We start from the raw sequence: 16,896 nt of genomic DNA, 5'->3' as shown, positions 1-16,896 counted from the left end.
ACGGTTCACCATGTTCATTAACTGGCTTGCGAGCGCCGGATGCAGCGCCTATCAACCGACAAACAGCGCAGGAGACGGAAATGGCCGGGCTATATCTCGAAGAGTTCGTCGTTGGCCATGTCTTCCAGCACACGCTACGCAAGACCGTCACCGAGAGCGACAACATGCTGTTTTCGGTGATGACGCTGAACCCGCAACCGCTGCATATCGACTTCGATTTTGCCGCCAAAAGCGAATGGGGAAAGCCGCTGGTCAACTCGCTGTTCACGCTCGGGCTGATGATCGGCATTTCGGTCAACGACATCACCGTCGGCACGACGGTGGCCAATCTCGGCATGAAGGAAACCGTCTTTCCGCATCCGGTCTTCCACGGCGACACCCTCCGCGTCGAGACGACGGTCATCTCGGCGCGCGAATCCAAATCGAAATCGGATCGCGGCATCGTCGAATTCGAGCATCGCGCCTACAACCAGCATGGTGATCTGGTTGCGAAATGCACGCGCCAAGCGATGATGCTGAAGAAAGCCGCCTGATGCGCTCGCTGCTGTTCGTTCCCGGCGATTCCGAGCGCAAGCTGGAAAAAAGTTTTGGTGCCGGCGCCGACGTGGTCATCGTCGATCTCGAGGACTCCGTGGCACCGCAAAACAAGGCGCAGGCACGAGACGTTGCGGCGCGCTTCATCATCGAACGCAGGGCGCAAACCAGCCCAACCATCTATGTCAGGGTCAACGACCTGTCGACCGGGCTGACCGATGACGATCTGGCTGCGCTCGTGCCAACCAGGCCGGATGGCATTATGCTGCCCAAATCCAACAGCGGCCAGGACGTCCAGCACCTCTCGGCCAAGCTCAGGGTTCACGAGGCCCAGAGCGGCTTGGCCGATGGCGCGATCAAGATCCTGCCGATCATTACCGAAACCCCGGCCGGTGTGCTCGCCGCTGCGACCTATGCCGGGGCAAGCGCGCGGCTCGCCGGTCTCACCTGGGGCGCCGAAGACCTGTCGGCTACGATTGGCGCGCGCACAGCCCGCGACGAGTACGGCCGCTACACCGACCTCTTCCGCCACGCTCGCCTGACGACCATCCTTGCGGCAGGAGCCGCAGAGGTCGCGGCAATCGACACCGTGTTTCCGAATTTTCGCGACATGGCGGCCTTCGCCGTGGAATGCGCTGAAGCCGAGCGGGACGGATTCACCGGCAAGATGGCGATTCACCCTGATCAGGTGCCCGTCATCAATGCCGCCTTCACGCCCTCGGCGGAGGCGGTGAAACAGTCGTCGGCGATCGTCGCGGCGTTCGCGGCGGCGGGCAATCCCGGCGTCGTCGGCATCGACGGCAAGATGTTCGACCGCCCGCATCTGCGGCTGGCCGAGCGGCTGCTGGCCCGGGCCAAGACGGCAGGCGTTTGTCTCAGTCTCGCGCCAGCACGATGATTCGGTCCTCCGGCAGGTAGGCCAGCGCTTCCGACTTCAGCGGATTGACGGTGACGCCGCCCAGCGCACGCTGATCAGTGTCTCCGGCACGGATGCGCCGGTACCCTATGGCGATCTCGCCGCGCAACCGCGCCGATTCCGCGATCGTCCAGAAGGTCACAGGCTGATCGATGGCGACATAGTCGCCGACCGGTCGCATGTAGATTTCGGAGCCCTGCTCATCGAGCAGGTCATCGAAGATCGCGGCGAGGTACTGGTTCTCCGACGCCTGCGCCAGCATCAGGCTGACCAGCCTATTGCTGACGACGAAATCATCGGCCTTGGTCACCGCCGCAAGCTCACGGTTGCGCACGTCGATCATCTCGCTGACGATCGAGATGTGCGTGCCGGCATCGTCCGCGATCTTGCGCAAATGGAGCAGCGTCACCAGCGTGCGCGTGTCGGCGGGCTGCGCTGCCATGGTTTCGCTGTAGCCGAGAACGAGCACGTGGTCGTAGGACGGCACGTCCAGACTTGCCAGGGCGGTGCTGCTCGATGTGTCGGTGATGCGGCAGGAAACCGACAGATTGTCGCCGGCGACCGGCAGTTCGGCAACTTCCTGCTCGAGGCCGGGTGTGTCGGCGGCGATGGTCAGGATCGACCCAGGCGCGACGTAGCGCGACAGTTCATAGGTGATGATCGGGCCGCGCCGGTTCCAGCCGAGGATCAGGGTGCGCTCCGGCTTCGGCTCGATGGGCCGCGGCCCACGGATCGCCGCCGCATCGATCTTGATCCCGGTGCTTCCGAGCTTTATCGCGGCATCGTCCTCGGCGATGACGATGGCGCGCATGTCCTTGCCGATCACGAGGTCCGACGAAGGGTTGAGGTTGACACGCCCCTGCTGGTCGCAAAGCCCGATCAGCGCGCAGTGTTCATACGCCATGACCGCCTCGCCGAAGGTCTTGCCGGCGAGATCAGGCTGCTCGGTCGCGTAGATTTCGCAGCCGTCGAAATCAAGCAACTCCGAATAGACGCCGCTCAGACCCGACTGCCGGCTCGAATGCACGACGATGCGCGAGATCAGCTGGTCGGCCAGCACGAGCTGCACCTCGGCTCCGCCGACGACGCGGGCGACCTCGGCATTCCTGCCATCGCGGATCTCGGCGGCGATGTTGTAGGGGTCGGTGCGCCGGCCCGGGTCGTTGACCAGCGCCAGCACCGTCTTGATGACTTGCGAATCCGGATCGTCGCCTTGCGGCGACAGCACCACGACCGACCGCGAGGTCTGCGGGTTGACGATGGCCAGGTCATAGAGATCGGTTGGATCGCCGCTGCGGCAGATGACGCGCGTGTTGCCCAGTTTGCCGACCTTGGCCGCGATCTCGTCCTCCATCTCGACCTTGTCCATATTGGCCATGACGACGATGCGCGGGCGGCGGCGGCTGGCATTGGCAATCACGAGTTCGGAGATGACGTCGAAGATCGATGGCGACCAGTTGAGGATGATGGTGTGATCGGCCTCCAGCACGCGCGAGCGGCCCTTGCGCAATTCATCGAGCTTGCCGTCGACACCGGCGCTGAGCACGCCGATGAGGGCCGACACGACGAAGATGCCGGCAAGCGTGACGACGAGCATGACGAGACGGAAGGCCCAGCCGGTGTCCCCGCCCATCGTGCCGGAATCGAGCGTGCGCATCAGCGATTCCCAGAACGCTTCGAAGAAGCCCAGCGGCTCACCGCCCTCCGGCGCGATGCGGGTCACTGCAAGGAAAGCCGCTGCGGCAATGATGATCAGCAGGGAAACGATGGCGAGCCAGCCGATCAGCGCGATCGGCCCGGCGGCCATGCTCCTGTCGAACTGGTAGCGCAGCCGGGTTGCCAGCGAGTTCTCGTTTCTTCATGTCGCCGGTGCCCCCGCACTATCCCCAAGGTCGACGCGCCAACGCAACGCCGAAGCCGCTCTCTTAGCCTGTGTTCAGGTGAAGGGGAATCGCTATTCGCGTGTTCGCGGATAAGGAATCCGCTGCGATGGCTGGCGTGCGAGGGCGGCAGGCACTTCGCCTGACCGCTACCAGACCATCGGGATCAGGCGGTAGCGAACCTCATTTGCATAATCGTCATAGCCGCGCAGGCCGGCGCGAAGCGTTTTCTCTTCGATGAAGGTGCGAATGGCCAGGAGAACGACGAACAAGAGTACCGATGCCAGCCCCCACCAGGAGCCGAGCAGAAGTGCCGTGCCGACGAGGAACAGGATGGCGCCGGCATACATCGGATGGCGGACATGACTGTAAGGCCCCGTGGTGATGACGCGCTGTCCGCGCTCATCCTGGATCTTCACAACGGGTGCAGCAAAACTGTTCTCCAGCATTGTCAGGTAGCAGATCCAGATTCCCACCAGCAGGACCAGCGTGCCGACCACCTGTGCCCAGACTGGAACCGTCGACCAGCCGAAACGGAAGTCGAAGCCCATGAAAATCTGCCAGCCAAAGATGGCGAGCAGCAGTATGGACAGCAGGACCTTGTCGGCCGCCGTCTGGTTCTTCTGGATCGGTGGGCCTAGCCGCTCATTCATCAGGCCCGGATCGCGTCGCGCCAGCGCGATACCCAAAGTGAGACTGAGCCCGACCATCCCCACCAGATAAACCCAGGCCCCCGGCCAATGCAGCGTGCCGGCCGACAGGAACAGCAAGGCGCCCATGACGCCAAACCAGATGAATGTTTGAAGAAGCAATTTCGCGATCATGATCGACCTTCCACGGTATGCCCCCGCGGCATTGGCCGGATTAGACCAATGGTCTACCATACCGACCACTGGTCTATAATTCAAGTGGACTATCCGATATCCCGTGCTGGACGGGAACGCCCATCACGTGCAGAGGTTTGGTCATGCCCCGTGTCGTCAAGCATCCCGAACTCAGGCGAGAAGAACTTCTGGACCACGCCCAGGCCCTGTTCCTGACGCGGGGCTATGACAAGGCGAGCCTCAACGATGTGATTGCGTCCGCCGGCATCTCGAAGGGCGCCTTCTATCACTACTTCCCCTCCAAGGAGGCTCTTCTGGAAGCCTTGGCCAGCCGCTTCGCGCGACAGGCGCTGGCTGGGGTTCAGGGTATATTCGACGATCCCGGCCTCGACCCGCTTGGCCGCTTGAACGGCCTGCTCTCCCAGTCGCGGCGAGCCAAGATCGAGACCGCGACGGAAGCCTGGGCTCTTTTCGAGACGATGTTTCGGCCTGAGAACCTGGTGCTTTTCCACCGCATCAATCTGGCCGCCAGCGCGTCGTTTTCACCACTGCTGGTCAAGATCATCCGGCAAGGTGTCGAAGACGGCAGCTTCAGGACCTTCGATCCGGAGGGTGTCGCCGACATCGTCATGCAGTTCGGCATGGCCACGCATGACGTCGTTGGCAAGGCGATCGCCGGCGGCAGCGACGCCGATATGGAGGTCGCGATCGAAGTCCTGGAGAAACGCGTCAGGCTCTACGAGATTGCTCTCGACCGCATACTCGGCCTCGCCGATGGAAGCATTCGGATCGGTGAACCCGGCTATATCAGGGCCGTCATGACAGCCCGGCGGAAAGCCGATAAGGCGCGGTGATTTGCCAGGCCCCGGCCTATTCCTTGCCCCAGCGTGGCCGGCGCATCGAAAAGACCTCGCTGACGCTGGCATAATCCATGTAGCCGAGACGAGCGACATTGCCGGCCTTGGTGATGTCGAACAGGCCGTCTTTCAGAAAGGCATCGTCGATATGCACGCCGACCACTTCGCCGGCGACGACGACGGCGCTGGTCGGCGTTCCGTCCAGCGCCTTTGGACGAAAGACTTCCGTCACCTGGCATTCCAGCGCGGCGGGCGCTGCTGCCACGCGCGGTGGCTTGACGAGGCGCGAAGGCGCCATGGCGAGGTCGGCATAGACGAACTCGTTAACGCCGCGCGGCGCGTTGACGGAGGTGTAATTCATCTTCTCCGCCAGATCGCGGCTGACCAGATTGGCGACGAACTCGCCTGTCTCCAGGGCAAAGGAGGCGCTGTCCTTCTCGCCTTCCGAGGAGAACCAGACGATGAACGGCCGCGTCGAAACGGCGTTGAAGAAGGAGTATGGCGCGAGATTGACCTCGCCCGCCTCGTTCAGCGTGGATATCCAGCCGATCGGGCGTGGCGCGACGATCGCCTTGGCCGGATCGTGCGGCAGCCCGTGCCCCTTGGACGGTTTGTAGAACATTCAGCCCGCCCAGGGTCCTGAATAATCGGCATAGAGCTTGGCCGGATCAGGCCGTGGCCGTTCCGGCGCCGGGCCGGCATAGGAGCCGATATGGATGAAACCGACCACGCGCTCCTGCGGCGCCAGTCCAAGGATCGCCCTGCCCTCCGGCACGTCGGAATACCAGTTGCTGATCATGTTGGTGCCGTAGCCCAGCGCCTTGGCGGCAATCATCAGGTTCATCGCCGCCATGCCGCCGGACAGGAACATCTCCCATTGCGGGATCTTGGGATTGTCCTTCGGCACCGACACCACGCCGATCACCAGCGGAGCGCGCGAAAAGCGCGCCAGTTCCTGGTTGCGGCGGCCTTCCGGCAACGGCCCCTCGCGCTGTTCGGCAAGCGCCGCCAATTGTTTGCCGATCTCGATGCGGACGTCGCCGCGATAGAGGATGAAGCGCCAGGGTTCGAGCCGGCCGTGGTCGGGCACGCGCGTGGCGGCGGCGATCATGGTGGCGATATCGGCATCGCTCGGCGCCGGTTCCCTGAGCTCCGGAATCGGCGCTGAATTTCGGGTCAGCAGGAAGTCGATGATCGGCGACGCCATGGGCGCAAGTCTCCTAGACACTCTGTTTTGAGCTGAAGCGCACCATCGGGAATTCGGGCGGCTCGGGCAAAGGCGCGCAAGCGCCGGGCGGAAGAGCCATGGATTGGACTCTTAAGCCTTGAAATTGCCACTGCCATGGGCTTCAAAGCAAGGCATGTTTGAGGGGCGACTGCGTCTTTTCCTGGTCTGGCTCTGCACCGCGCTGTTCTTGGCGCCGGTTTCGCTGGCTGTCGCGCAGGAAAAGGACGGTGTCAGCGACCTGAAACTTCCGGGAATTTCGAGTTACGCGACGCCCAAAAGCGAAACCCCGCTGGCGCTCGGCGGCGGTGGCGCCCTCACCTTGTCGGCCCAGTTGACCGACAAAGGCACCGACATCACCCGCGGCCTGGTCTGGCGTGTCTTCAAGCCTGAAGCCGTCAACGGCAAATTGCCGATGGTCGCTTCCGCGCATGGCGGCAGCGCTGTCTTCCAGCTCGAGCCCGGCAGCTATCTGGTCCACGCCTCTTATGGCCGCGCCGGCGCCACCAAGCGCATCACAGTCGGCAAGGAAGCCAAGCGCGAAAGCCTGGTGCTCGATGCCGGCGGCTTGAAGCTTGACGCGGTTCTGTCCGGCGGCGTGCGCATTCCCCCGAAAAAACTGCGCTTCTCTATCTATGAGGGCACCGCCGAAGCCAATGGCGACCGCGCGCTGATCATTCCCGATGTCGAGCCCAACAGTGTCGTGCGGCTCAATGCCGGCATCTACCACGTCGTCTCGACCTACGGCGCGGTCAATGCGGTCATCCGCTCCGACATCCGCGTCGAGGCCGGCAAGCTGACTGAAGCCACCGTCGAGCACCACGCCGCCGAGATCACCATGAAGCTGGTGCGCGAGGCCGGTGGTGAAGCGATCGCCGACACGTCGTGGTCGCTGCTCAACGAATCCGGCGATCCGATCAAGGAAACCGTCGGCGCCTTCGCCTCGATGGTGCTGGCCGAGGGTGACTACACCATCATCGCCAAGAACCGCGATCGCATCTACCAGAAGGACTTTACGGTCGTTGCCGGACAGAACCTGGAGATCGAGGTTCTGGCGACGGAAGCCGCGGCGATGGATCCCGAAGAAGGCGCGGATTAGCCTTCCTTCGGCGGGATATTTCCAAGTTCAGGCAGCCAGCTTGGTCCGTGCCGGCAGGAAGGGAATCCGGCGGCGCGGCAGCTGCGGCGCCAGGTCGAACACGCCGCGGTAAAGCCGGTCGAGCAATGCCTTGCGATCGCGCAGCGGCTCGAGTTCGCTCCAGCTCAGCACCTCGCCGACGCGTACGTCGATCGCCTTGCCGGACAGCCGCGCGAACTCGTGGATGAGCATTGAAAGGCGCAATGTCAGCGATGCCTTGCCAACGAATTTGGCCACGCGGCCATCGCGCTCGGCCATATTCATCGGCCCGCTGATCAGATGGAACAGCCGGCCGTTCTGTCCGGAAAAATGCATCGGGATAACCGACGCCTTGGCATCCTGGACCAGGCGTGCCGGAAACATCTTCCATGGCAGGTCGCGCGCCCGGCCAAAGCCTTTCGGGGCGGTGGCGACGCCACCGGCGGGAAACACCACGATGGTGACGCCTTCCTTCAGCAGCCGCACCGCTTCATGGCGTACGGCCATGTTGTTCTTCAGCGCGTCCTTGGTCTCGGAAAAGTCGATCGGCAGCGAATAGGGCTCCATCTCGCGGATCTTGAGCAGATCCTTGTGGATCATCACCCGGAACGGCCGCCCAAGTTGCTCCACCAGCGACAGTACGGCAATCCCGTCGCCTATGCCGAACGGATGGTTGGCCACGATCACCAGCGGCGTCTCCGGCAATGGCGCGGGCGGCCATTGGTCGGCGGTCCGTATCCGCACGTCGATCAGGTCGAGCATGCGGCTGAATATGCGCTCGCCTGATGGCACCACCTGGCGGCGCCAGAAATCATAGAGCGCGGCATAGCGGTCGCGCCCCGACAGGCCTTCAATGGAATGAATGACCCAGCGCGTCAGCACCGGCTGATGCGGATTGGCATAGGAAAGTTCGGGAAATGGTTTTTCGCGTAATTTCAGCTTGAGCATGGGGCTCGTTACAAGACCGGCGTGACAGGGATATGAAAATGGCGGTGGACCGCTCCACCGCCATCACCAAAGGGCTGTTCAATCAGGCGGCGCGCTTGCGCCGGCGATCGGGCGTGATCGCTTCTTCGGTCAACCGTTCGATCGCCTGGGCAAGGCCGAGCGATTCCTGGTCGCGTGAGCCCAGCCGGCGAATGTTGACCGTTTGCTCTTCCGCCTCGCGCTTGCCGCAGACGAGGATGACCGGCACCTTGGCTAGGCTGTGTTCACGCACCTTGTAGTTGATCTTCTCGTTGCGCAGATCGGCTTCCGCCAGAAGCCCGGCGGCCTTCAGCTTTGCCACCACTTCGGTCGCATAGCTGTCCGCCTCGGAGGTGATCGTCGCCACCACCACCTGCAGCGGCGCGAACCACAGCGGGAAATGGCCGGAATAGTTCTCGATCAGGATGCCGAGGAAACGCTCCATGGAACCACAGATGGCGCGGTGCACCATGACAGGCTGCTTCTTCTCGGAATCCGAGCCGATGTAGAAGGCACCAAACCGTTCCGGCAGGTTGAAATCGACCTGCGTCGTGCCGCACTGCCATTCGCGGCCGATGGCGTCCTTCAGCACATATTCGAACTTCGGCCCGTAGAAGGCGCCCTCGCCCGGGTTGATCGAGGTCTTGATCCGGTTACCAGACCGTGTCCTGATCGTCTCCAGCACATTGCCCATGATCGCCTCGGCATGGTCCCAGGCCTCATCGGTGCCGACGCGCTTTTCCGGCCGCGTCGACAGCTTGACGCTGACTTCTTCAAAACCGAAATCGGCATAGGTCGACAGGATCAAATCGTTGATGCGCAGGCATTCGGCCGCGAGTTGCTCCTCGGTGCAGAAGATATGCGCGTCATCCTGCGTGAAGCCGCGCACGCGCATCAGCCCGTGCAGGGCACCGGATGGCTCGTAACGATGCACATTGCCGAATTCTGCAAGCTTTACGGGCAGATCGCGATAGGACTTCAACCCATGCTTGAAAATCTGCACGTGACCCGGGCAGTTCATAGGCTTCAGCGCGAAGACGCGGTCGTCGTCGGTATCGTCACCGGCGACCGTCACCTTGAACATGGCGTCGCGATACCAGCCCCAGTGGCCTGACGTCTCCCACAGGCTCTTGTCCAGCACCTGCGGCGCGTTGACCTCCTGATACCCCTGCTCGTCGAGGCGGCGGCGCATATAGTTGACCAGGTTCTGGAACATCTTCCAGCCCTTGGCATGCCAGAAGACGACGCCCGGTCCCTCTTCCTGGAAATGGAACAGGTCCATCTCGCGGCCGACCTTGCGGTGGTCGCGCTTCTCGGCCTCCTCCAGCATCGTCTGGTAGGCGTCGAGCTGCGCCTGGTCGGCCCAGGCCGTGCCGTAGATACGCGTCAGCATCGGGTTGTTCGAGTCGCCACGCCAATAGGCACCGGCCACCTTCATCAGCTTGAAGGCGTTGCCGATCTGGCCGGTCGAGGCCATGTGCGGACCACGGCAGAGATCGAACCAGTCGCCCTGGGCATAGATCTTGAGATCCTGGTCCTCGGGAATGGCGTCGATCAGCTCCAGCTTGTAACGTTCGCCCTTGTCGGCAAACACCTTCTTGGCCCTGTCACGCGACCAGACCTCCTTGGTGAACGGCTTGTTGCGCGCAATGATCTCGCGCATCTTCTTCTCGATCACCGGAAAATCATCGGGCGTGAACGGCTCGTTGCGGGCGAAGTCGTAATAGAATCCGTTCTCGATCACCGGTCCGATGGTCACCTGCGTTCCCGGCCATATCTCCTGCACAGCTTCCGCCAGCACGTGGGCGGTGTCGTGACGGATAAGCTCGAGAGCGCGCGCATCGTCGCGGGTGATGATCTCGACCTTGCCCGACTTGCCCAGCGGATCGCTGAGATCACGCACGGTGCCGTCGATGGCGTAGGCGACGGCCTTCTTGGCCAGCGACTTCGAGATCGATTCGGCAAGACCGGCACCGGTCATCGCCGCGTCGTAGTCGCGCACAGAGCCATCAGGAAATGTCAGGGAAACGGAATTCAGCATCATGGTTCTCCTATCCAGTCCCGCAAACGAGCGCGGGTGGTCGTGGGGTAAAGCCGCCAATCGCATGGACAAGCGGCAGCGGGCGGGTTTTAGAGGCAGTGCCGCGTCAGGTAAAGAGCGGCAATTGGCGCAGCTGTCAGGAAGTGTCGCCACAGATATCGAAGACACTTGCCAAAATGCACGACATCAACTGGAATCATCAGCATGGAAGACGCCGTACCCAGCCGAACTGCCCTTGGCGTCGCACGCATGAGGGCCTTGCATCAGTTTTCACCGCAGGCAGGGCTGTTTCGCGATCCCTACGCGATCGCGATCCTGGGTGGGGCTGCTCCCGCTGCACAGGAGCTTGAGGAGGAAGACGAGCGCCGCCGGCGCATGCGCCTGTTCGTGACCGCGCGGGCCCGGTTCGCCGAGGACTGGCTGGCGGCGGCGGTCCGTCGCGGCATCCGCCAACTCGTAGTGCTGGGCGCCGGCCTCGATACGTTTTCGCTGCGCAATCCGTATCCGGATCTCAGGATATTCGAAGTCGACCACTCGGCGACGCAAGCCTGGAAACGCAAATGCATTGCCGATAGCGGGCTTGCCGAGCCACCCGCCACCACATTCGTGCCGGTCAATTTCGAGCGGCAAAGTCTGTCCGTGGAACTGGCTGCGGCCGGTTTACAGTCGACAGAGCCCAGCTTCTTCATGTGGCTGGGGGTCGTACCCTACCTGACAAAAGAAGCGATCTTCAAAACGCTGTCCTGGATTGTCGGCATCCCCGGCTCGGAGGTCGTGTTCGACTATAGCGAGCCGGCAGAGAACCGTGATGCAGCGGGACAGGCCGCCCTTGCCTTCCATGCAGCGCGCGTCGCTTCTGTCGGGGAGCCATGGATCAGCTTCTTTGTCCCCGTCGAACTGGCGAAATCCCTGAATGACCTCGGGTTCGACGAGATCGAAGATCTCGAGAGCGGCGATATCGCCGCCCGCTTTTCCGGGGCCTCGAAGGGAACCACGAACAATTCCGGCGGCCACATCATCCGCGCGCGCCGAAGCGCCTGATCAGACTCATTTCACCAGCAGCGGCAGGTCCTTCAGGAACCCGGAACGCGTGCTCCAGCCCTTCGGCACATCGGTGCGCTTGGTGTCGACGATCAGCCGGGCAAAGACGATCTGCTGGCCGTCCTTTTTCGCCCACCCGACGAACCAGCCGAGCGAACGCTTGTCCCTGACCTTGTCGGCATCATTGGCCAGCCTGGTGCTGCCGGTCTTGCCTTGCACGGTCCAGCCTCCCGCCTGGAAGGTCGGGATGATAGCCGATGTCATGTCATAGGCCTTGGCCGAGACCGGCAGCTTGCGGGCAAGCAGCTTGCGCAGGAAATCGATCTGCTCGACCGGCGTAATCTTGAGCGAGGAATTCACCCAGGAATGGGTAAGGCCGTCATTCTTGCCGGGATTGCCGGAAACATCCCTGTTGCCGTAGTCGAGTTTCGAGACGTAGCCGGCAAACTTTTCGCCGCCGAGCCGTCGCGTGATCTCGCGGGAGAACCAGATAATTGAATCGCGTTCCCAGATTACCGGATCGACGGTCTTCTGATCCCGCTTCACGGCGTTGAATTCGGGTTTGTAATCCCAGGTCGGCGTGTGCTCGTCGCTCAGGATGCCCGCGTCATAGCCGATCAGCGAAAGCGGCACCTTGAACGTCGAAGCCGGGCTGAAGCGCTGGTCGCAGGTACCGTCCTGATAAAGCGTCTTGCCGCTCGCCGCATCGGCGATCAGCGTGCATTGCACATCCCCAAGCGACGCCGACTGCGCGCGCATCGGAAACCCCAGCAGCCAGGCGAGCAGGAACAGGACTCCAGCCAGGATAAAGGGAAGACGGTCGATGTTACGCATTGATGCTCGCTCCAGAAAGGGTGTTCGCGAGCGGGCTTAGCGGGGTCTCTTGTCTCGATTTTGTCTCAAATGCGCAGTCTTTGTGCAGGCTTGCGTTAACCCTACCGGATCGTAAACACGCACTGTCGCCCGAGGCGTGACCGGCGCAATCATGCCTTGGTTTCGGCGTGCTTGCGGCCGATCCGCCAATACCGCCACGGCATGAACCAGACATAACGATCGGCCAGCACTTCCGGCACTAGATCGATGCCATGCGTGCCGAACGGTCCGCAGCGCAGCACCCGGAAAAATCCCATCCAGCCGCCCGCCCACAAGCCATGCCGGGCAATGGCCTCATGCGCGTATTCCGAACAGGTCGGCAAATGCCGGCAGGAATTGCCGACAAAGCCAGACAAAGTCAGCTGGTAAAGGCGCACGAACGACGTGCCGAGGAGACGGCCAGGCGTCTTGCGCCACGGGCCGGGCCAGTTGCGGCCACGCCCCGGCGGTTTGGCAGTATGGGTATGCCCAAGCGGGTCGTGCACCGCATTCTCCGTATCGCGTTCCAACGCGATAGATGTGGGCTTCCGTGGGAGAACGCAATCCCATCCCTTGTCTGCCTGATATCATGGGCGAGAGCGGCGAAATGGCTGCCTGTCAACCGGAGCTGGCCACCGGCCAGAGCTGGCCGGCTCTTCGCTGCGCTTTGCACCATGCCTCTCGTCACGCCATTGGAACGTTGCAATCCGCATCACATCGCCGAAAATGTTTAGGAACTGGATCATGGTCGCCTCTCCTTTGACGCGATTAGACCGCCGCTGGCCTTCGCCTTCAAACGAGTATAATTTCCACTTCGGATAATCCTGGGTTATGCGAAATGAAGCGCGGACGCCTGCCGTTGACGGCATTGAGGAGTTTCGAGGCGGCGGGCCGGCATCTGAGTTTCAGTCGGGCCGCCGAGGAGCTGTTCGTCTCGCAGGCGGCGATCAGCCGGCAGATCCGCGAGCTCGAAACCTTCCTGCGCCAGCCCTTGTTTGAACGTCACCATCGCCGCGTCGAACTGACGGATGCCGGCCGCCGGCTGCTCGCCCAATTGGTCAGGAGTTTCGACGACATCGACAGACTGCTGTCAGAACTGGTTGCCGCCCCCGCGCAGTCCGTGGTTCGTGTCAGCGTCGAGCCGTCGCTTGCCTCAGTGTGGCTGGTACCGCGCCTCAACCGGTTTCGCCAATTGCGGCCTGACATCGACATATCCCTCGAAGTCGATCCCAGGCTGATCGAATTCCGCAGCGATCAGCCCGAGCTTGCCTTGCGCTTCAGTGCGAATGCAAACTCCTGGCCCCGCAGCCAGGCCGAGCGGCTTGCCTCGACGGTCGATTCACCTGTTCTGTCGCCGGCACTGCTCGCCTTGGGTCCTCCCCTTGAGAAGCCGATCGACCTTGCTCGCTACACGCTTTTGCATGAGGAGAATCGTCAGGGCTGGGCACGCTGGTTCGAGGCCGCCGGCGTGCCCGCCGATGCTGTGCCCGCGCGGGGTCCCATGCTGGCGGACGCATCGCTTTCAAAGCAGGCCGCCCTGCTCGGACATGGCGTGGCACTTGGCGATCTCTTGCAGATCGGCGGAGAAGTCGCATCCGGCGCGCTGATCAAGCCCTTCGATATCGACGTTGCGTCCGGCGCCTACTGGCTGGTGGCCAGAAGTCTGCGCGATCTTTCGGAACCGGCAGCCGCGTTCGCCGACTGGTTACGAGGCGAGTTTGCTGAAAGCAGACACGCGCTGGAGGAGCACGCCTAAGCCGCTTCTTCGGCGCGCTTCTTCTCGATCTGGCCGATGGCGTCGACCACAGCGTCGAAAGTCAGCATGGTCGAGGCATGGCGTGCCTTGTAGTCGCGCACCGGCTCCAGATATTTGAGGTCGGCGAAGCGTCCTTCGGGCGGCGCGCCATTGTCCTTCAGCATCTTCAGCATGGTGTCGCGCACCGCGCGCAATTCCTCGGCACTGGCGCCGACGACATGCTGCGCCATGATCGAGGACGACGCCTGGCCGAGCGCACAGGCCTTCACGTCATGGGCGAAGTCGGTGACAATGCCATTCGCCATCTTGAGGTCGACGGTAACGGTCGAACCGCACAGTTTGGAATGCGCCTTTGCGCTCGCATCCGGATGATCGAGCCGGCCGATGCGTGCGATGTTTCCGGCAAAACCGAGAATTTTCGCATTGTAGACGTCGTTGATCATATTTTTCCAATCCGTCGCCGCCAAGCGAACAGCGATTGCCGCTATAACGTCTTCCTTTCGCTGCGCCTGACCATATATAATGCTGGCAGTTGGGTATCGACAAGGCAACCGAAGCGGGTGCCTTCACCTGATCTGTTCACGCCACTTGCGGGGCTGGAAACCGGGCGGGTTCCGACACCGAAAGGTCGTGGTCCGTTCAACTCGTTCCTCCGCAGAGAGGAACTACGGGAGACGCCTTTATGGATGCCGTCATCAAGAAGCTCATGCCCCAGGCCGCCTATATGGAAAAGCCTGTCACGGACCGGCCAAGCGAGGCCGAAGTCGAGGCTGCCGTACGGACGTTGCTGCGCTGGACCGGCGACAACCCGGACCGCGAGGGACTGATCGATACGCCCAAGCGCGTGGCCAAGGCCTATCGCGAAATGTTCGGTGGCTACGATATGTGCCCGGCAGAGGAACTTGGTCGTACTTTCGAGGAGGTCGCCGGCTATGACGACCTCGTGATCGTCAAGGACATCACGTTCCATTCGCATTGCGAGCATCACATGGTGCCGATCATCGGCAAGGCGCATGTCGGCTACCTGCCGGACGGCAAGGTGGTCGGCCTGTCCAAGATCGCCCGTGTCGTCGATATCTTTGCCCATCGCCTCCAGACGCAGGAAGCGCTGACCGCGCAGATCGCGGGCGTCATCCAGGATGTGCTCAACCCGCGTGGCGTCGCCGTCATGATCGAGGCCGAGCACATGTGCATGGCCATGCGCGGCATCCGCAAGCAAGGCTCCACCACGCTGACCTCCACCTTCACCGGCGTCTTCAAGGATACGCCCGAAGAGCAGGTTCGTTTCGTCACCATGGTGCGCGGCGGGGCGTAAGCCCCTCGCCGGCGTCACGGTCAACAGGAAAATAGACCTGCAATGTCGGCACTGGAATTTCCCAAAGCTCCATCAGACAAGAAGGCTCTCGAAGAAGGCGCGGTGTTTTCACCGCGCTTCGACGCCGCCGGGCTCGTCACGGTTGTGGTCACCGATGTCAAGGATGGCATGCTGTTGATGGTGGCGCACATGAATGCGCAGGCATTGGCGCTGACGCTGGAAACGGGCATCGCCCACTATTGGTCGCGCTCGCGCAATGCGCTTTGGAAAAAGGGCGAAACCTCGGGCAATTTCCAGCACGTCGTCGAGATGCGCACCGACTGTGACCAGGACGCATTGTGGCTGCACGTCAAAGTGTTGGGCCACGACGCAACCTGCCACACCGGCCGGCGTTCATGCTTTTATCGGACGGTGGGGCTGGTCGACGGCAAGGGGACGCTTGCCGATGACGGCAGCAAGCCGCTGTTCGATGCGGAAAGCACGTATCGAAAGCCACGGTCTTGAACCTTCTGCCTCACACCAACCACATAGATTTATCATTTCGATACGGCCCGCCTGTACATTAGCCGTGGGACAAGGGAGATCATGATGCTCGAGTGGGCGTCATTGCGTGGCAGACCAGACGTGAGCGAGGCCAACGGCCTCTCCTCGCCCGGCGGCGCATCCGAAACGAAATCTTCCAGGAAAACAGGCATTTCGCTCGCCTTGGGCGGTGGTTGCGCCAGAGGCTGGGCTCATATCGGCGTGCTGCGCGCGCTCGATGAAGCCGGCATCGAAGTCTCGATGATCGCCGGCACCTCGATCGGTGCGCTGGTCGGCGGCTGTTATCTCGCAGGCAAACTGGATGAGCTGGAAGCGTTCGCCCGCAGCCTCACCAAGCGGCGCATTTTTGGGCTGCTCGATCTCAATCTGCGCGGCAGCGGCCTGTTCGGCGGCATGAAGCTCGATGCCCGGCTGCGTGAGCATGTGGCGGGCATTCGCTTCGAGGACCTGCCCAAGCCGTTCGTCTGCGTCGCATCGGAAATCCGCACCGGCCACGAGATCTGGCTGTCGAGCGGCTCGCTGATATCAGCCATGCGCGCATCCTACGCGTTGCCTGGCGTGTTCGAGCCAGTGAATTGCAACGGCCGCATCCTCGTCGACGGTGCGCTGGTCAATCCGGTGCCGGTGTCGGTCTGCCGCGCCTATGAGCAACCGCTCGTCGTGGCGGTCAACCTTCACTACGATCTGTTCGGCCGCGCCGCCGTGATCAAACACAGCGCCGGCGAACTGGTTATCGAAAAGGACGCGCCCCGCCCCGGCCACCTGGACCCGAACCACCAGTCGCATCAGACGCGCCTCGGCATCACCGGCGTCATGGTCGAGGCCTTCAACATCATCCAGGACCGCATTTCGCGTGCCAGGCTTGCCGGCGATCCACCCGACATGTCGCTGCAGCCCAAGCTCAGCCATATCGGCCTCACAGAATTCCATCGCGCCGACGAGGCGATCCAGCTCGGCTATCAGGCGACGATGGCGCAGATCGGTGAACTGACCCGGCTGCAGGCGGTTCTGGCCTGATCAAATCCGGAT

The 16,896-nt window shown here is 62.3% G+C and carries 18 protein-coding genes; 9 read left to right on the top strand and 9 right to left on the bottom strand.

Annotation, left to right across the window (positions count from 1 at the left end):
- Positions 1-80: 80 nt before the first annotated feature.
- Together ACZYHG_RS21465 and ACZYHG_RS21460 are read left to right on the top strand one after the other, a co-directional pair.
- Positions 81-533 (top strand): MaoC family dehydratase, encoded by a 453-nt coding sequence (locus tag ACZYHG_RS21465; RefSeq protein ID WP_464610272.1) that lies wholly within the window; start codon positions 81-83, stop codon positions 531-533.
- Positions 533-1,432 (top strand): HpcH/HpaI aldolase/citrate lyase family protein, encoded by a 900-nt coding sequence (locus ACZYHG_RS21460; protein WP_464610271.1) that lies wholly within the window; start codon positions 533-535, stop codon positions 1,430-1,432. The genes ACZYHG_RS21465 and ACZYHG_RS21460 overlap by 1 nt, the downstream gene beginning before the upstream one ends.
- On the opposite strand, the gene ACZYHG_RS21455 is transcribed toward ACZYHG_RS21460, so the two are convergent.
- Positions 1,410-3,257 (bottom strand): CASTOR/POLLUX-related putative ion channel, encoded by a 1,848-nt coding sequence (locus tag ACZYHG_RS21455; protein ID WP_464610270.1) that lies wholly within the window; start codon positions 3,255-3,257, stop codon positions 1,410-1,412. The genes ACZYHG_RS21460 and ACZYHG_RS21455 overlap by 23 nt on opposite strands.
- Before the next feature lie 222 nt (positions 3,258-3,479).
- Positions 3,480-4,154, bottom strand: a complete 675-nt coding sequence (locus ACZYHG_RS21450; protein ID WP_464610269.1) for a methyltransferase family protein — start codon at positions 4,152-4,154, stop codon at positions 3,480-3,482.
- A gap of 143 nt (positions 4,155-4,297) precedes the next feature.
- On the opposite strand from ACZYHG_RS21450, the gene ACZYHG_RS21445 reads away from it, so the two are divergent.
- Positions 4,298-5,008, top strand: coding sequence for a TetR/AcrR family transcriptional regulator (locus ACZYHG_RS21445; protein WP_464610268.1), 711 nt, complete (start codon positions 4,298-4,300; stop codon positions 5,006-5,008).
- 16 nt (positions 5,009-5,024) lie between these two features.
- Here ACZYHG_RS21445 and ACZYHG_RS21440 read toward each other — a convergent pair whose 3' ends face one another.
- Both ACZYHG_RS21440 and ACZYHG_RS21435 read right to left on the bottom strand, forming a co-directional pair.
- Positions 5,025-5,633, bottom strand: coding sequence for a flavin reductase family protein (locus ACZYHG_RS21440; protein ID WP_464610267.1), 609 nt, complete (start codon positions 5,631-5,633; stop codon positions 5,025-5,027).
- Entirely contained in the window at positions 5,634-6,218 is a 585-nt protein-coding gene (locus tag ACZYHG_RS21435) for a nitroreductase family protein (protein WP_464610266.1), read from the bottom strand.
- A 154-nt stretch (positions 6,219-6,372) separates the two neighbouring features.
- On the opposite strand from ACZYHG_RS21435, the gene ACZYHG_RS21430 reads away from it, so the two are divergent.
- Complete coding sequence (locus ACZYHG_RS21430) at positions 6,373-7,335, top strand: hypothetical protein (protein ID WP_464610265.1); 963 nt, start codon at positions 6,373-6,375, stop codon at positions 7,333-7,335.
- Between the two features lie 27 nt (positions 7,336-7,362).
- Here ACZYHG_RS21430 and ACZYHG_RS21425 read toward each other — a convergent pair whose 3' ends face one another.
- Together ACZYHG_RS21425 and thrS are read right to left on the bottom strand one after the other, a co-directional pair.
- Positions 7,363-8,301, bottom strand: a complete 939-nt coding sequence (locus ACZYHG_RS21425; RefSeq protein WP_027029239.1) for a lysophospholipid acyltransferase family protein — start codon at positions 8,299-8,301, stop codon at positions 7,363-7,365.
- An 82-nt stretch (positions 8,302-8,383) separates the two neighbouring features.
- Entirely contained in the window at positions 8,384-10,360 is a 1,977-nt protein-coding gene (thrS, locus tag ACZYHG_RS21420) for a threonine--tRNA ligase (RefSeq protein ID WP_464614761.1), read from the bottom strand.
- Positions 10,361-10,564: 204 nt separating this feature from the next.
- On the opposite strand from thrS, the gene ACZYHG_RS21415 reads away from it, so the two are divergent.
- Entirely contained in the window at positions 10,565-11,401 is an 837-nt protein-coding gene (locus ACZYHG_RS21415; protein ID WP_464610264.1) for an SAM-dependent methyltransferase, read from the top strand.
- A gap of 6 nt (positions 11,402-11,407) precedes the next feature.
- Here ACZYHG_RS21415 and blaOXA read toward each other — a convergent pair whose 3' ends face one another.
- Both blaOXA and yidD read right to left on the bottom strand, forming a co-directional pair.
- Positions 11,408-12,235: a class D beta-lactamase gene (gene blaOXA, locus ACZYHG_RS21410; protein WP_464610263.1), complete on the bottom strand. Its 828-nt coding sequence runs from the start codon at positions 12,233-12,235 to the stop codon at positions 11,408-11,410.
- Positions 12,236-12,384: 149 nt separating this feature from the next.
- The gene (gene yidD / locus ACZYHG_RS21405; protein WP_464610262.1) at positions 12,385-12,759 is read right to left on the bottom strand and encodes a membrane protein insertion efficiency factor YidD; all 375 of its coding nucleotides are present in this window, start codon (positions 12,757-12,759) and stop codon (positions 12,385-12,387) included.
- 332 nt (positions 12,760-13,091) lie between these two features.
- On the opposite strand from yidD, the gene ACZYHG_RS21400 reads away from it, so the two are divergent.
- Positions 13,092-14,009, top strand: a complete 918-nt coding sequence (locus ACZYHG_RS21400; RefSeq protein WP_464610261.1) for a LysR substrate-binding domain-containing protein — start codon at positions 13,092-13,094, stop codon at positions 14,007-14,009.
- Here ACZYHG_RS21400 and ACZYHG_RS21395 read toward each other — a convergent pair.
- A complete protein-coding gene (locus tag ACZYHG_RS21395) occupies positions 14,006-14,452 on the bottom strand; it encodes an iron-sulfur cluster assembly scaffold protein (RefSeq protein ID WP_464610260.1) in 447 nt (148 codons plus the stop codon). The genes ACZYHG_RS21400 and ACZYHG_RS21395 overlap by 4 nt on opposite strands.
- A gap of 239 nt (positions 14,453-14,691) precedes the next feature.
- On the opposite strand from ACZYHG_RS21395, the gene folE reads away from it, so the two are divergent.
- The 3 genes from folE to ACZYHG_RS21380 all read left to right on the top strand — a co-directional run bounded on the left by folE (position 14,692) and on the right by ACZYHG_RS21380 (position 16,884).
- Complete coding sequence (folE, locus tag ACZYHG_RS21390) at positions 14,692-15,324, top strand: GTP cyclohydrolase I FolE (protein WP_464610259.1); 633 nt, start codon at positions 14,692-14,694, stop codon at positions 15,322-15,324.
- A gap of 42 nt (positions 15,325-15,366) precedes the next feature.
- On the top strand, positions 15,367-15,828 hold the full coding sequence (gene hisI / locus ACZYHG_RS21385; RefSeq protein ID WP_464610258.1) for a phosphoribosyl-AMP cyclohydrolase: 462 nt from the start codon (positions 15,367-15,369) through the stop codon (positions 15,826-15,828).
- A gap of 84 nt (positions 15,829-15,912) precedes the next feature.
- Positions 15,913-16,884, top strand: a complete 972-nt coding sequence (locus ACZYHG_RS21380; protein WP_464614760.1) for a patatin family protein — start codon at positions 15,913-15,915, stop codon at positions 16,882-16,884.
- Positions 16,885-16,896 lie beyond the last annotated feature (12 nt).

It is taken from the genome of Mesorhizobium subarcticum, assembly GCF_055456085.1.
Note: the sequence above shows the minus strand (reverse complement) of the source record. Positions and strands in the feature narration are given on the sequence as shown.

Bases quoted from the DNA above. Each gene is read 5' to 3' on its own strand.
- ACZYHG_RS21465 (WP_464610272.1), top strand. From the start codon at position 81: ATGGCCGGGCTATATCTCGAAGAGTTCGTCGTTGGCCATGTCTTCCAG.
- ACZYHG_RS21460 (WP_464610271.1), top strand. From the start codon at position 533: ATGCGCTCGCTGCTGTTCGTTCCCGGCGATTCCGAGCGCAAGCTGGAA.
- ACZYHG_RS21455 (WP_464610270.1), bottom strand. From the start codon at position 3,257: ATGGCCGCCGGGCCGATCGCGCTGATCGGCTGGCTCGCCATCGTTTCC.
- ACZYHG_RS21450 (WP_464610269.1), bottom strand. From the start codon at position 4,154: ATGATCGCGAAATTGCTTCTTCAAACATTCATCTGGTTTGGCGTCATG.
- ACZYHG_RS21445 (WP_464610268.1), top strand. From the start codon at position 4,298: ATGCCCCGTGTCGTCAAGCATCCCGAACTCAGGCGAGAAGAACTTCTG.
- ACZYHG_RS21440 (WP_464610267.1), bottom strand. From the start codon at position 5,633: ATGTTCTACAAACCGTCCAAGGGGCACGGGCTGCCGCACGATCCGGCC.
- ACZYHG_RS21435 (WP_464610266.1), bottom strand. From the start codon at position 6,218: ATGGCGTCGCCGATCATCGACTTCCTGCTGACCCGAAATTCAGCGCCG.
- ACZYHG_RS21430 (WP_464610265.1), top strand. From the start codon at position 6,373: ATGTTTGAGGGGCGACTGCGTCTTTTCCTGGTCTGGCTCTGCACCGCG.
- ACZYHG_RS21425 (WP_027029239.1), bottom strand. From the start codon at position 8,301: ATGCTCAAGCTGAAATTACGCGAAAAACCATTTCCCGAACTTTCCTAT.
- thrS (WP_464614761.1), bottom strand. From the start codon at position 10,360: ATGCTGAATTCCGTTTCCCTGACATTTCCTGATGGCTCTGTGCGCGAC.
- ACZYHG_RS21415 (WP_464610264.1), top strand. From the start codon at position 10,565: ATGGAAGACGCCGTACCCAGCCGAACTGCCCTTGGCGTCGCACGCATG.
- blaOXA (WP_464610263.1), bottom strand. From the start codon at position 12,235: ATGCGTAACATCGACCGTCTTCCCTTTATCCTGGCTGGAGTCCTGTTC.
- ACZYHG_RS21400 (WP_464610261.1), top strand. From the start codon at position 13,092: ATGAAGCGCGGACGCCTGCCGTTGACGGCATTGAGGAGTTTCGAGGCG.
- ACZYHG_RS21395 (WP_464610260.1), bottom strand. From the start codon at position 14,452: ATGATCAACGACGTCTACAATGCGAAAATTCTCGGTTTTGCCGGAAAC.
- folE (WP_464610259.1), top strand. From the start codon at position 14,692: ATGGATGCCGTCATCAAGAAGCTCATGCCCCAGGCCGCCTATATGGAA.
- hisI (WP_464610258.1), top strand. From the start codon at position 15,367: ATGTCGGCACTGGAATTTCCCAAAGCTCCATCAGACAAGAAGGCTCTC.
- ACZYHG_RS21380 (WP_464614760.1), top strand. From the start codon at position 15,913: ATGCTCGAGTGGGCGTCATTGCGTGGCAGACCAGACGTGAGCGAGGCC.